Annotated in this window: 13 protein-coding genes and 1 pseudogene; 5 read left to right on the forward strand and 9 right to left on the reverse strand. The window is 39.7% G+C overall.

Going from position 1 to position 13,387, the window contains the following annotated elements; genetic code table 11:
* Window positions 1–38 precede the first annotated feature (38 nt).
* Both ACLKL2_RS06460 and ACLKL2_RS06465 read right to left on the reverse strand, forming a co-directional pair.
* Window positions 39–812: an ABC transporter substrate-binding protein gene (locus ACLKL2_RS06460; protein ID WP_113819417.1), complete on the reverse strand. Its 774-nt coding sequence runs from the start codon at window positions 810–812 to the stop codon at window positions 39–41.
* Window positions 813–880: 68 nt separating this feature from the next.
* A complete protein-coding gene (locus ACLKL2_RS06465; RefSeq protein WP_113819418.1) occupies window positions 881–1,648 on the reverse strand; it encodes an ABC transporter ATP-binding protein in 768 nt (255 codons plus the stop codon).
* A gap of 297 nt (window positions 1,649–1,945) precedes the next feature.
* Between ACLKL2_RS06465 and ACLKL2_RS06470 the strand changes: the two genes are divergently transcribed.
* Window positions 1,946–2,524 carry an acetate uptake transporter gene (locus tag ACLKL2_RS06470; protein WP_413693785.1) on the forward strand — a complete coding sequence of 193 codons (579 nt, stop codon included), beginning with the start codon at window positions 1,946–1,948 and terminating at the stop codon, window positions 2,522–2,524.
* A gap of 103 nt (window positions 2,525–2,627) precedes the next feature.
* Here ACLKL2_RS06470 and rlmF read toward each other — a convergent pair whose 3' ends face one another.
* The 7 genes from rlmF to hrpB form a co-directional block, all read right to left on the reverse strand.
* A complete protein-coding gene (gene rlmF, locus ACLKL2_RS06475) occupies window positions 2,628–3,593 on the reverse strand; it encodes a 23S rRNA (adenine(1618)-N(6))-methyltransferase RlmF (RefSeq protein WP_413693786.1) in 966 nt (321 codons plus the stop codon).
* Window positions 3,594–3,633: 40 nt separating this feature from the next.
* On the reverse strand, window positions 3,634–4,158 hold the full coding sequence (locus ACLKL2_RS06480; RefSeq protein ID WP_413693787.1) for a DUF3108 domain-containing protein: 525 nt from the start codon (window positions 4,156–4,158) through the stop codon (window positions 3,634–3,636).
* Window positions 4,121–4,387 (reverse strand): hypothetical protein, encoded by a 267-nt coding sequence (locus tag ACLKL2_RS06485; protein WP_413693788.1) that lies wholly within the window; start codon window positions 4,385–4,387, stop codon window positions 4,121–4,123. Before ACLKL2_RS06485 ends, ACLKL2_RS06480 begins: the two co-directional genes overlap by 38 nt.
* On the reverse strand, window positions 4,380–4,799 hold the full coding sequence (locus ACLKL2_RS06490) for a SufE family protein (protein WP_413693789.1): 420 nt from the start codon (window positions 4,797–4,799) through the stop codon (window positions 4,380–4,382). Before ACLKL2_RS06490 ends, ACLKL2_RS06485 begins: the two co-directional genes overlap by 8 nt.
* A 1-nt stretch (window position 4,800) precedes the next feature.
* Window positions 4,801–6,897: a penicillin-binding protein 1B gene (gene mrcB / locus ACLKL2_RS06495; RefSeq protein WP_413693790.1), complete on the reverse strand. Its 2,097-nt coding sequence runs from the start codon at window positions 6,895–6,897 to the stop codon at window positions 4,801–4,803.
* 209 nt (window positions 6,898–7,106) lie between these two features.
* On the reverse strand, window positions 7,107–7,601 hold the full coding sequence (locus ACLKL2_RS06500) for an ATP-dependent helicase C-terminal domain-containing protein (protein WP_413693791.1): 495 nt from the start codon (window positions 7,599–7,601) through the stop codon (window positions 7,107–7,109).
* On the reverse strand, window positions 7,570–9,588 hold the full coding sequence (gene hrpB / locus ACLKL2_RS06505) for an ATP-dependent helicase HrpB (RefSeq protein WP_413693792.1): 2,019 nt from the start codon (window positions 9,586–9,588) through the stop codon (window positions 7,570–7,572). The genes ACLKL2_RS06500 and hrpB overlap by 32 nt, the downstream gene beginning before the upstream one ends.
* 274 nt (window positions 9,589–9,862) lie before the next feature.
* On the opposite strand from hrpB, the gene dksA reads away from it, so the two are divergent.
* From dksA to folK, 4 genes and pseudogenes are all read left to right on the forward strand, one after another.
* Window positions 9,863–10,312, forward strand: coding sequence for an RNA polymerase-binding protein DksA (gene dksA / locus ACLKL2_RS06510; RefSeq protein ID WP_113819424.1), 450 nt, complete (start codon window positions 9,863–9,865; stop codon window positions 10,310–10,312).
* Window positions 10,313–10,380: 68 nt separating this feature from the next.
* Entirely contained in the window at window positions 10,381–11,274 is an 894-nt protein-coding gene (gluQRS, locus tag ACLKL2_RS06515) for a tRNA glutamyl-Q(34) synthetase GluQRS (RefSeq protein ID WP_113819425.1), read from the forward strand.
* A gap of 241 nt (window positions 11,275–11,515) precedes the next feature.
* Window positions 11,516–12,880: pseudogene (pcnB, locus tag ACLKL2_RS06520) on the forward strand (polynucleotide adenylyltransferase PcnB); the annotation flags it as partial.
* A gap of 18 nt (window positions 12,881–12,898) precedes the next feature.
* Window positions 12,899–13,381 carry a 2-amino-4-hydroxy-6-hydroxymethyldihydropteridine diphosphokinase gene (folK, locus tag ACLKL2_RS06525; protein ID WP_113819427.1) on the forward strand — a complete coding sequence of 161 codons (483 nt, stop codon included), beginning with the start codon at window positions 12,899–12,901 and terminating at the stop codon, window positions 13,379–13,381.
* The last annotated feature ends 6 nt before the right edge of the window (window positions 13,382–13,387 follow it).

Here is a 13,387-nt window from a genome sequence, read left to right on the forward strand (position 1 = left end):
CTATTTTTAACGCAATGTGTTAATAGCTATTAACACTATTACTCTTGACCGTATACATCGAAAGTGAAGTATTGATCTTGGATTTTCTTGTAAGTACCGTTAGCACGGATAGCATCAATAGCTTGGTTTAATTGCTCAGCTAAATCAGTATCTTGCTTACGAATTGCAATACCTGCACCGTAACCAAACCATTTTGGATCATTTAACTTAGGACCAACAAATTCAAACTTATCACCATCTTCTTTTGCTAATAGACCGTCAGCGATAGCTGCAGAGTCAGCCATTACATAATCAACACGACCTGCTTTTAAATCTAAGTAAGCTTCATCGGCAGAACCGTAACGTTTGATTTTAGCAGATGGGAAGTTGTCAGAAATGTATAGGTCCATTGTTGTTGCACGTTGCACACCAATTTTTTTACCACTCATGAATGCCTCAGTACCTTCGTAAGTAGTCCCTTTTTTAGCAACAAAACGTGCTGGAATATGTTGATATTTTTTAGTGAAAGCGACTTTCTTTTGGCGCTCTTCAGTAATATCCATTGTGGCGATAATCGCATCAAATTTACGACCTAAAAGTGCAGGAATAATGCCGTCCCAATCTTGTTTTACTAAAGTACATTTTGCTTCTAACTCTGCACATAGTGCATTAGCAATATCAATATCAAAACCAGTTACACTGCCGTCTTCTTCTGTTTTACTGAACGGAGGGTATGCACCTTCTACACCGATTCGGATCTGTTTCCATTCTTTTGCGTGTGCAGTATTGAATGCAAATGCAAACAGTGCGATTAATAGGCTAATTTTTTTCATGGTATTTCCTTATTTTATGATAAACGATTGTCTTTAGTAATATGCGAGGCTTAATGCCTCATGTAAATCTAATACACAGTTGAGATAAACTGTTTAAAACGTTCTGAAGTTGGGTTAGTAAAGATATCTTCTGGCTTACCTTGCTCTTCTACTAGGCCTTGATGTAAGAATAGAACCTTATTCGATACATCTCTAGCAAATGCCATTTCATGTGTTACCACCAGCATGGTACGGCCTTCTTCAGCTAGGTCTCGCATTACCGTCAATACTTCACCTACTAATTCTGGGTCTAATGCCGAAGTTGGTTCATCAAATAACATTACTTCCGGTTCAACAGCTAAGGCACGGGCAATAGCAACACGTTGTTGTTGTCCACCAGACAGTTGTTCAGGATAGTAATCCTTACGTTCATAAAGGCCAACGCGCTGTAATAATGCTTCAGCTTTTACAATAGCTTCTTTTTTCGGTACTCCTAATACATGAACAGGCGCTTCAATCACATTCTCTAGTACAGATAAATGTGACCAAAGATTAAATCCTTGAAACACCATGGCTAAACGGCTGCGGATACGCTCAACCTGTTTAATTGAAGCAGGTATTGCACCGCGTTTTTTATCCTGCTTCATTTCGATTAACTCACCGTTAACCAGGATATCGCCTGATGTAGGTGTTTCTAATAAATTAACGCAGCGTAATAAAGTACTTTTACCTGATCCTGATGCCCCTAAAATAGAGATTACATCGCCTTTATGCGCTTCTAGATCTACGCCTTTTAATACTTGATTATCAGCAAAGGATTTGTGCAGGTTTTTAATTGAGAGAGTAGGTACAGTCATTAGTATATTTCATCATGGTTAAACGGGTTCATTATGTATTGTACCTAGTGTGTTGAATGGATTAATAAAATTAACGCAATCTTCTACTCTGCACCAATGGGATAAAATGTACAATAAAATAATTTTTATTTCCCCTTAAAAATAAATCAACAGAGCACACTTTTAATATTTTTTAGCTAAAATTGATTAAAAACAAAGCAAAACATCAATTTTTCCGGATTTTCTTTACAAAATTTGAACACATGGTATCGTGCGCGCGATCTCAACTCTATTAAATAATACAAAAAGGTAAATGACGTGTCACAATCAACTAATTACGCTAATCCCGCTCCGCTAGGTCTAATGGGATTTGGCATGACAACTGTACTGTTAAACATACACAATGCAGGTTTCTTTCCAATCAGCGCAATGATTCTTGCAATGGGCTTATGCTACGGTGGTGCAGCACAGGTTATAGCAGGGATTTTAGAATTCAAAAAAGGTAACACTTTTGGTTTAACGGCATTTACTTCATACGGTTTTTTCTGGATCAGCTTAGTGGTGTTATTACTATTTCCAGAACTTGGTTTAGAAGGTGGTCCAACACAAGCAACACCACATGCATTCATGGCATGGTACCTAGTTATGTGGGGTATTTTCACTGGCTTTATGTTTATCGGTACGCTACGTGGTAACCGTGTATTACAGTTCATTTTTGCTAGCTTAACAGTATTGTTCTTCCTATTAGCTATCCGTGATTTCACAGGTAATGAACTAATTGGTCGTATCGCAGGTTTTGAAGGTCTTATTTGTGGTTTCAGTGCAATCTACTTAGCGATGGCTGAAGTGATCAACGAACAATACGGTCGCACTATCCTACCAATTGGCGAAAAATAACTTTTAATCAAAAGGTGACTGAGCCAATCAAAAAAACCGAGCTATTATAGCTCGGTTTTTTTATGGGTATTTCTTTTGAATAACGAATACTAAAATTTCAACCTTATCCAAAAAATGCCAGTCGTTTCTGCTCACTTAAAAAGCTCCAAGCGATAAAACGGCTGATTTTATGACCCTGTGCCATCTCCACCACTTTGACCTGATCTGCACCACACTGCTTTAATAGCTTCTTAATTGGCGCTACGTTTTCACCTTTAGATAATAAACAAGTAAACCAACATACCTGCTCCTGCAGCGTCGCACTTTCAGTGACCATCTGTTTTACAAAGGCAATTTCACCACCAGCACAACTTAATTCGTGGGCTTTACCTGCAAAATTCAGTTCAGACTTGGCTTTATCAAGTGTATTCACCGCCTTTTTACTCAAGTTCTTTTGTTTAAGTTGGCTACCTGCCGCAGCGGCTTCCATGGAAGCATGAAAAGGCGGGTTACACAGTGTAAAAGCAAAACGATCTGAGGGTTTTACCATTCCAGTTAAAATATGTTGTTTATTCTTTTGCTGACGTATGCTTATTTTTTTACTGATATTGTGATTTGCTTTAACCAATAATGAAGCTGTTTTTACTGCCAGTGAATCAATATCTGCCCCGATAAAAGACCAATCGTAACTGCGACTGCCTAAGATAGGATAAATACAATTAGCACCACAACCAATATCTAAACCTTTTATCTTAGAGCCGGTTGGCACTTCACCTTGAAAGCTCTCACTTAACAGGTCAGCAATATAATGCAGGTAATCGACTCTTCCTGGAATTGGTGGGCATAAATACCCCTCAGGGATTTGCCAAAAGGTAATATCGTAAAAGTAGGCTAATAATGCTTTATTTAATAACAAAACCGATTGAGGATCACTGAAGTTAATACTTAACTCCCCTCTTGGATTAGTGATCACATGAGGTTGAAGTTCAGGACAGGCTTTCATTAAACTGACAAAGTCATATTGCCCTTGGTGCAAGTTACGAGGGTGTAAAGTCGGTTTTGCTGTTTTTTGTGCTTTTTCTGTGTTCAAAGTTGAATCCATGACATGACGCATAATAAAAATAATCGGTTTAAAACTCAGTACTGTAATCTACTAGCTCGCCACTGATATCTAAAACTTTTCGTTGATATTCAAATTTAACCATCTGATGATTAAACAGAGGTGCAAACCAAGCGATAAAGGTACGGTCTTTCTTCCTAACTTGCTGTACTCGGTAAGCTTCTAGCTCACCAAACTTGGTTTTAATTGTCTCCTTGCCTTTTAGCTCAAAGAAGTAGTGGGCAATATCATCGGAGGTTTGCATATAAAACTCAAAATCAGTTTCTCCAAACTTTAACCCAGTACTAATTTGTAGATTGATCGTATTAAAATCAACAATCGGACCTTCAGGATTACTATACTCGGTGCGTTCGCCATTATTGTTGATGACTGAGTTACGACCCGTCGCATCAAAATTTGCGGTCATATTCACCGTGCTAAAACCACTGCTTTCACGGAAAAAAGCGCTACTTAAAAAGCGTTTCTCTTGCTCGCTCCAGTAAATATCAGACTGCTGATTACCACCAAAGAGAAGAGTAAAAAGAAAAGTCAGCATCGGACTCCACTACCACTTGATCACCCGTCCAATGGTACGCTTGTTTCATCTGGCCAATTGATAAACCTTTATAAAATACATCATAGGTATAACGTTGGTTAGGCGCGGGTTGTTGTATTTCAGGGATCATAATACTCTCCTGTTGAGCATTACTTTCAGAGGCTGCAACAACACTACCAGAAAAAGGTAACAATAAACTTAATAAAGGGATATAGCGTGTGTTAATCAATAGAGTTAACTCCTTTAATGGTGTTAATAATGGAAAATAAACCATTACTTCGAGAAGGGCTTAAATGGTTTAGTAACCCTAATTCAGCAAATAGTTCATCACAATCGATTAAAGCTATCTCTTGTGCACTTTTATTATTAAAGATGATTGCCACTATTTGCATTAATCCTCTGACTATCCGCGCCTCACTCTCCATGGTGAAGGTATAAAGTCCGTTATTTTCAGTACAGATTAACCAAGCAGTGCTTTCACATCCTCTTACTTGGTTAGACGCTAGTTTCATCTGTTCAGGGAAAGGCGCTAATACCTTCCCTAACTGTATAATCAAACGGTACTGTGCATCCCAGCTTTTATTTGCCATAAAGGCTGCTTTCAACTCTTCAAATTGTGTAATAGAGGTTAACTTTTGCACCTTACTGTCCTACCTTTTGTTTCATATAACCTGAGAATAAAACTAACGCGCCACTACTGCCGGTTAGCTCTGCACTTTTATTGTTGTCTTTACCTACCCAAGTGGTCACGACTTCATCTTGGTCAAAGCCCACAAACCAGCTATCGTTAAGATTATTGGTGGTGCCGGTTTTACCTGCGAAATTTTGCCCTGGGTTACGCCAACGTAAGCTACGCGCAGTCCCCTCCGTGGTGACCTTATGTAACGCACTGGATAGCTGATTGACCGCAGTACTTGAAAATATTTGTCGCGCTGCAGGGCTACGCTGATATAAAGGAATGCCATCACTAGAGACAATAGTACGGATCATCGTCAATGGTTTATACACACCTCGCATGCCAATCGGTTGATACATTTGTGCCACTTCAAAGGGTGAAAGCGATAAACTGCCCAACACTAAAGATGGGTAAGCTTTAATTTTTTGTTCTACGCCCATGGCATGTAAGCTATCAATGACATTACTTAAGCCAATTTGCATGCCCAAGTTAACCGTGGGTACATTTAAAGAGCTTACTAAGGCTTGCTCTACAGTCACTTGTCCACGGAATTTACGATCGTAATTCTTTGGTCGCCAACGTTGCCCGGTACTGTTTTTGAGCACAATCTCTTTATCATTTAAAGTATCAGTTAAACTATAGCCATTATCTAACGCGGTTAAGTACACTGGCGGTTTGACTAAAGAGCCAATGGGACGACGAGCATCTAAAGCTCGATTGAAACCACTAAATTTAACATCCTTACCCGATACCAGCGCACGCACTTCCGCATATTCACGGTCAGTGACCACCATCGCCCCTTGCAAATCATCTTGTCCTTTTTTCTGGACTTTTTTGATACCCGTTTGAATGGCTATTTCCGCATTCTTTTGTGCTAAAGGCGAAATCGAGGTAAAGATAGATAAACCACTCTGCTTACGGATATTAGCGGGGACATTGCTCACTAACTCACGATTTAATAAACTAACAAAAGCTGGGTTTGCGCGATTATTTAATGCCTTTGCACCACTTAAATTTAAAGGGCTATTAACCGCAATACGGTACTGAGCAGTATTAATATAGTTATGCTCAAGCATCAAACGTAAGACTAAGTCCCGACGAGATAATGCACGTTTCGGATTACGTCTTGGATTGTAATAAGATGGCCCTTTAATAATAGCCACCAGCAAAGCCACCTGTTCAACACGTAATTCATCAATGGGACGTGCAAAATAATAATCGCTGGCTAAGCCAACACCGTACACGCCTGTTGCCCCATTTTGCGCAAGATAAACTTCATTTAAGTACGACTCCAATATTTTATCTTTACTGTATTTATGGTCGATCAGGACAGCGATATAGGCTTCTTGAAACTTACGCCATAAACTACGCTCTTGAGAAAGGAACAGGTTTTTAGCTAACTGTTGCGTTAAAGTACTGCCACCTTGCACAGTGCGCCCAGCTTTCATATTAACCATAAAAGCACGCAAAATGGCAAAGGGAGAGACACCTTGATGATGATAGAAATCACGGTCTTCCATTAAGATCAGGGTATTAATTAACAGATCTGGAATTTTCTGAAACGGCACAAACACCCGATCTTGTATCTGTTTGCTATTTAGTCTGTCCAATAACAAAGGGTCTAAACGAAATTCAGCAATGGTTCCCTGTCGTTGAGTCAAGCTTGCGATGCGGTTACCGTCAAAAGAGACATTCACAATTGCAGCAGCTTCAGAGCGATCTGGAAAATCAAAAGCACGTCGATAAATAGTAACCTGGTTACCATTCACAGCAAATTGCCCTGCACTTTGAATCCTTTGTACTGCGCGATAATTTAGTAATTTCAGTTCGCTAACGAGTGCTGTTTGCGTTAAGGGCTCATTAACTTTTAACAATAATGGACGAGCGTAAAGTGTGGCAGGTAGATCCCATGTTGAACCATCAAGACGGTTCTCCACTTTTTTATCAAAGTAGATACCTGCTATTACGATAAAAGCAATAAACGCCAATGTCGCTTTCCAAGTAAATGACCATATTGCTTTTAGAATACGATGTTTAAGTGGTGCTTTAGCCGGTTTACGCACTGTTTTTTTACGTGTGCTGGTCGTTTTTTTCGCGGTACTTTTTGTTGCTTTACTTGTAGCACTTGTTTTTGGCTTATCTGCCGTGCCTTTTTTTGTGGTGTTTTTGCCATAACAGGTTTAATTAACTCGATTTAATATAATAGATAATTCAGTGAAGACGATGTCACTCTTTAATGCGCCGCTCATACTACTTAGTTTATTCACTGATATCACCCCATAGATAGGTGCTTTTTCGTTTTACGTGTTGCAACGGCAGTGGCTGGGTTATCCGGCCAATAATGTTTTGGGTAACGCCCTTTCATCTCTTTTTGCACTTCCAGATAAGCACCCGCCCAAAATGAATGCAAGTTTTGGGTTAATTGCAATGGTTTCATTGCCGGAGAAAGTAATGCAAGTTGCACTTGAATACGCCCATCTAAAACAGTGGGTGTTTCCGCTTGTCCATACAACTCCTGCATTTTTACTGACAATAAAGGTAACTGTTTATCGCGATACTGCAATTTAATCGCAGAGCCAGTGGGTACGGTAATAGTCAGCGGGAAGTCTTTTTCAAAGCGTTGTTGTTGATCCCATGTTAAGCGAGATAACAAGGCACTCTTTAGGTCAATTTTCTTAAACTGATCGGGATGCTGTACATCGATACAAAAAGGAGCTAACCATTGATTTACAGAGTCAATCAATGCCTGTTCGATTAAACTCTGCAAATCCTGTAAGTTGGAATTCATTATATTGCTGTGATGCATAGTTTAATCGCGTTAATAACGCTTTATTCGCATCACTCCAATGTAACATTGATAGCCCAACTTGGCGCACTCCATTTAATAATGCTTGGAGTTTTTGTTGTTTAGTCACTTTAGCTAGAGGCACTTTATTAAGGGTAATCTTCCCTAACATTAAACGCCGCTCAGCAATTAATTTATTTTGTTTTAATGACCAACAAAGATAATCCTCATGGTTGAGGTAATGTGCAAGATGCGTTTTAATATCTTCTAAGTTGACCGGTGCTGCTTTGAAAATAATGCTATTTGCTCTGTGTTCAGATAATGCAAGATCGGTCACCACTAACATCTCTTCACCAATTAAGGAAGAATGTGCAGATAAATGCCCACCAGCACCATTACTCAGTAAATAATCCTGCTGTTGATTTTGACCTCGGCACAAGGCGATACGATCTGGAAAGGCGGTAGCCAATAATAAACCACAATAAGCACGAGGTAACTGCGCTGGTGCTTTAGACGCACATTTTTTCAGTAGGATGCGATACTGCTGATTCACTGAGTAAGATGGTTTATCTAATGCGCTGCTAATATCATCGCTGCTTTTTTCATTACTCTCTATTAATGCGGCTAATAAACAAGCTAACGCGACTATTCCCGGTTCATTCAATGCAGCTTCTAATTTTTTAGCAGCAATTAACATGGCCCCTAGACGCGGACTTAAACCAAATTCGATAATCTGATCACCTAAGGTGGTACAACGACCTCTTTCATCAATGGCATTAAGTTTTTGTAATAACTGTAAAGCCACTTGTACATTGCGTGTATTAGGTTGCGTTAAGAAAGGTAACTGTTCAGGGTGAGTCACTCCCCAAGCGCTCACTTCTAACATTAAATCAGTTAATTCGCTTTGTATAATCGGTGCTTCATTCTGCGCTCTTAAACGTGTCTCTTTAGACCATAATCGATAGCATGTGCCAGCACTCTGTCTTCCTGCGCGACCGGCACGCTGTATCGCACTAGCTTCGCTAATCATCTGATCTTTTAATTTCCCAATCCCAGTATGAGATTGAAATTGAAAACTTCTCTCGCGTCCAGAATCAACAACCACTGTAATACCATCAATAGTTAAACTGGTTTCTGCAATATTAGTCGAGACAACTATTTTACGTTTACCTTGAGGTGGAGGTTTAATTGCAAGTTGCTGCTCATCCAAGCTCAATCGACCGTATAAAGGAGCTAACAACACGGGTAAATGATGCTGGTCAATCCAAACTTGTAAGGCTTGGCAACATTGCAAAATCTCTTTTACTCCTGCCACAAATACTAAAATATTACCGGTTTGTTCCTGAAACGCGTGTTTGACCAAGGCGACTAACGCGCTGTGTTGCTCAACTTTGGTGCTTATTTTCGCACTATGGTGGATATACTCTATGGGAAAGGCACGCCCCTCACAACTAACATAGGCGGCATTAGGTAGGTGTTGTTGCAAGGATTGGTTATCCAAGGTGGCAGACATAATCAACACACTCAAATCATCGCGTAAATTTTCCTGCACATCTAGGCAAAAGGCTAACCCTAAGTCAGCATGTAAGTTACGCTCATGAAATTCATCAAAAATAACTAAATCAACGCCGATTAATTCAGGATCTTGTTGTAATAAACGAATTAAAATCCCTTCAGTCACTATTTCTAGTTGGGTTTCTTTACTCACTTTTGATTCGCCACGCAGACGATACCCTACTTTTTCACCGATAGACTCGCCCAGTTGCTCCGCTAAATAATGGGCGATATTACGGGCTGCTAAACGCCTTGGTTCTAGCATGATAATTTTACCGCGATAGGCACCACTTTTTAATAACGCTAAGGGTAAGAAGGTCGACTTACCGGCGCCTGGTGGGGCCTGTAAAATAACTTGAGAATGCACAGTAAGTTGATGCTGTAAGTCAGCAAATACTGTTTCAATTGGTAACATAAAATAACAACCTTAAACCACAAAAAACGGCACTAACAATAGATAATAAAAAAACAGGTTATTTTACGCATTGTGAGCAAAATGCAAAAATAAGACCACAACTTCACAATATGTAACTCTTTATTTGACTTTATTGAAGATGCTTGCTATAGATACCGCCGAAAAAAAACTGATGCCACTATCTTAGCAAAGTTTGTTCAACCAATTGTTTATATTTATCACCGTTTTAATGCGTTTAAAGATGATTTAAGTTGCATCACTGGAAGGAAAGTTTATGCCTGCTAATACAAGCAAGAAAACACTCGGTATTTTAGCTATTGCTGGAGTGGAGCCATACCAAGAAAAACCTGGCGAAGAGTATATGGGTAAGGAGCAACGCGCACACTTTACAAATATTCTAACAGCTTGGACTACACAACTACGTGAAGAAGTAGACCGCACTGTTGATCACATGAAAGATGAAGCATCTAATTTCCCTGATCCTGTTGACCGTGCTACTCAAGAAGAAGAATTCAGCCTAGAACTTCGTGCTCGTGACCGTGAACGTCGCTTGATCAAGAAAATCTCCAAAACTTTGAAAAAAATAGAAGAAGATGATTTTGGTTTCTGTGAATCTTGTGGTGTTGAAATCGGTATTCGTCGCCTAGAAGCACGTCCTACTGCCGATCTATGTATCGACTGTAAAACGTTAGCTGAAATCAAAGAAAAACAAAGCATTGGTTAAGCAACAGTCTTAACTCAGCTTAAAACGGTTAGCGATTGCTAGCCGTTTTTGTTTATAGAGTAAAACAAGTGGATTCACAGTTTTCTAAACCTTACATTGGGCGCTTTGCCCCATCTCCTTCTGGCCCTCTGCACTTTGGCTCTTTAGTGGCAGCGGTTGGCAGTTACCTACAAGCTAAATCTCAACAAGGCCAATGGCAAGTGCGCATTGAAGATATCGACCCGCCACGTGAAGTAGCAGGTGCCAGCGATGATATCTTAGCGACCTTATTAGCCTTTGGTTTACAGTGGGATGGTCCGGTCATCTATCAACACCAACAAAGTGCTCACTATGAAGCAGTATTAACTTCATTGATCAAACAAGGCCTATGTTATGCCTGTTGCTGCACACGCAAGATGATCAAGGAACAAGGGGGATTATATTTAGGGCATTGTCGCCACTTAAACAACCCGCTAACCAATAATGCACTGCGCATTAATCTATTATCTATCACCCACAAGCCAAATAACTTTGAAGATCAGTTACAAGGCTTAATTCAATTAGCTCCATCAGAAATTGAAGATGACTTCATTATTAAACGCAAAGATGGATTATATGCTTACAATTTAGCCGTAGTGATTGATGATATTAAACAAGGTATAACTGAAATTGTAAGAGGTTCTGATTTAATCACTACTACAGGTAAACAACTGTGCTTGTATCAGTTATTGGGGGCCAATAAGCCTAATTATGTACATCTGCCTGTTGCAGTTACAGCCCCTGGGCAGAAGTTGTCAAAGCAAAACCATGCAGCTGCAGTTGATAAATCAAATCCAATACCAACATTAAAAAAAGTACTGGCCTTTTTAGGTCATACTGTCCCAAATAATATTCCGCAACAAAACTGTAGTGATATTTTAACTTGGGCCATACAACACTGGTCGTTAGAAAGCGTCCCAAAACAACGTGAAATTCAAATATAAATTTAATATTCGCCCTATTGGGCTATCTGTTAGAGATTTAAACTCCTCTGTCAATGGATAAATATTGACTAAGTAATGCAGTGTTTATGCACAGTAGCGGTTATTTAATAGACGCTATAGTAGCGAACTATAAATTTAATTTGTTTTTAAGCAACAGCGCACATAAAATAAGCGCACAATTTTTCAGACTAATTCCATCTAAGTAGATGCAGAGGATAGAGCTATTAAACGCTTAAGCAAACTGGTAAAAAAAGTATTTCAAAAAAAGAAAGCAGCCGAACAGACGAAATCATTATCTCAATATCGCATTCCACGTGACCAACACTCTATTTCACGTTCAGATATTGATGAAAATGCATTAAAGGTTTTATATCGTTTACATAATGCTGGTTACCGCGCTTTATTAGTGGGTGGCGGTGTGCGCGATCTATTATTAGGGCTAAAACCAAAAGATTTTGATATCACTACCGATGCAACACCAGAGCAAGTAAAAGCGCTTTTTAGAAACTGTCGTTTAATTGGTCGTCGTTTCCGTTTAGCTCATATCCTTTTTGGTCGTGAAATCATAGAAGTTGCTACTTTCCGTGGTCACCATGACGAAGCTGAACAAGACAAACAAAAAGTAAAACAGTCACAGCAAGGCATGTTACTGCGTGATAATGTGTACGGTTCATTAGAAGAAGATGCCGAGCGCCGTGATTTTACCGTAAATGCACTCTATTACGATATCGCAGATTATTCGTTATATGACTTCTGTGGTGGTATGGATGATTTAGCTCAACGTCGCCTAACTTTGATTGGCGAGCCAGAAGTACGTTACCGTGAAGACCACGGTACGTATGTTACGCGCTATCCGTTTTGCCGCGAAGTTAGATTTATCTATTAGCGATGAGTGTGCAGAGCCTATCCGCCGCTTAGCTTCGTTATTGCAAGATATTCCAGCTGCACGTCATTTTGATGAAGTGATTAAACTTTTATTATCAGGCCAAGGTTTAGCAACTTACCGTCTATTAAAAGAATACAAGCTACTACCTGTATTATTCCCTATCCTATTTAAGGGGGAGAAGATGATAAAGCCACTAAAATGATTGAACAGGCCTTAACCGATACAGACAAACGTATTGCTGAAGGTAAACGTGTTACCCCTGCCTATATTTATGCAGTGATGCTTTGGTACCCACTTGAGCAGCGCGCACAAGAGATGAGTTTTGAAAGTGGTATCGAATTACACGATGCCTTTATGCTAGCGATGAATGAAGTATTAACCATTCAAGTAAAAACCATTGCAATTCCTAAACGTTTTACTGCAGCTATTCGTGACATTTGGGTATTACAACACCGTCTGCCGCGCTTTGGTGGTAAACGTGCACAACGTGTTTATGCCCATGAAAAATTCCGTGCGGCCTTTGACTTCTTATCATTAAGAGCACGTGTAGAGCAAAGCCGAGAACTTGCTGAATTAACAGCTTGGTGGGAAGAATACCAACTTCATAACAAATTGCCTGAGCACAATAATGCACGTAGCCACACTAATAAAGCCAAAGAGTATAAACCAAATGCTGATAGACCGGCTAAAAAGCGTCGTTATAGTAAACCTAAACGCAAGCCTGCTGTGAGTAAAAGAATGATTAGTTACATCGCGATTGGTAGCAATCAAGCCGATCCAGTTGAACAAGCAAAACAAGCAATCACAGCACTGAATTATATTACAGAGACGAGCTTAATCAGTTGCTCATCTCTGTATTGTAGTGCGCCAATGGGCCCTCAAGACCAACCCGATTATATTAATGCAGTTGCAGCAGTTGAAACTAACTTATCGGCTATTGCTCTTTTAGATGCATTACAAGCCATTGAGCAATCACAAGGTCGAGAGCGTAAAGCAGAGCGTTGGGGACCAAGAACCCTAGACTTAGATATTTTGCTATACGCAGAGCAAGTGATTGACGATCAGCGCTTAACCATTCCCCACTATGGCATGAAAGATCGAGAGTTTGTTCTGTATCCTTTATTTGAAATTGCACCAGAGTTGACCATGCCCGATGGCACACCTTTGATCGAGATGCTAAAAGATTGCGATAAAAATGGTCTGACTGCTATTACTGGTTGAATTAAT

This window comes from Psychromonas sp. KJ10-2 (assembly GCF_047323255.1).
Classification (GTDB): domain Bacteria; phylum Pseudomonadota; class Gammaproteobacteria; order Enterobacterales; family Psychromonadaceae; genus Psychromonas.

Bases quoted from the DNA above. Each gene is read 5' to 3' on its own strand.
- ACLKL2_RS06460 (WP_113819417.1), bottom strand. From the start codon at position 812: ATGAAAAAAATTAGCCTATTAATCGCACTGTTTGCATTTGCATTCAAT.
- ACLKL2_RS06465 (WP_113819418.1), bottom strand. From the start codon at position 1,648: ATGACTGTACCTACTCTCTCAATTAAAAACCTGCACAAATCCTTTGCT.
- ACLKL2_RS06480 (WP_413693787.1), bottom strand. From the start codon at position 4,158: ATGCTGACTTTTCTTTTTACTCTTCTCTTTGGTGGTAATCAGCAGTCT.
- hrpB (WP_413693792.1), bottom strand. From the start codon at position 9,588: ATGTTACCAATTGAAACAGTATTTGCTGACTTACAGCATCAACTTACT.
- dksA (WP_113819424.1), top strand. From the start codon at position 9,863: ATGCCTGCTAATACAAGCAAGAAAACACTCGGTATTTTAGCTATTGCT.
- folK (WP_113819427.1), top strand. From the start codon at position 12,899: ATGATTAGTTACATCGCGATTGGTAGCAATCAAGCCGATCCAGTTGAA.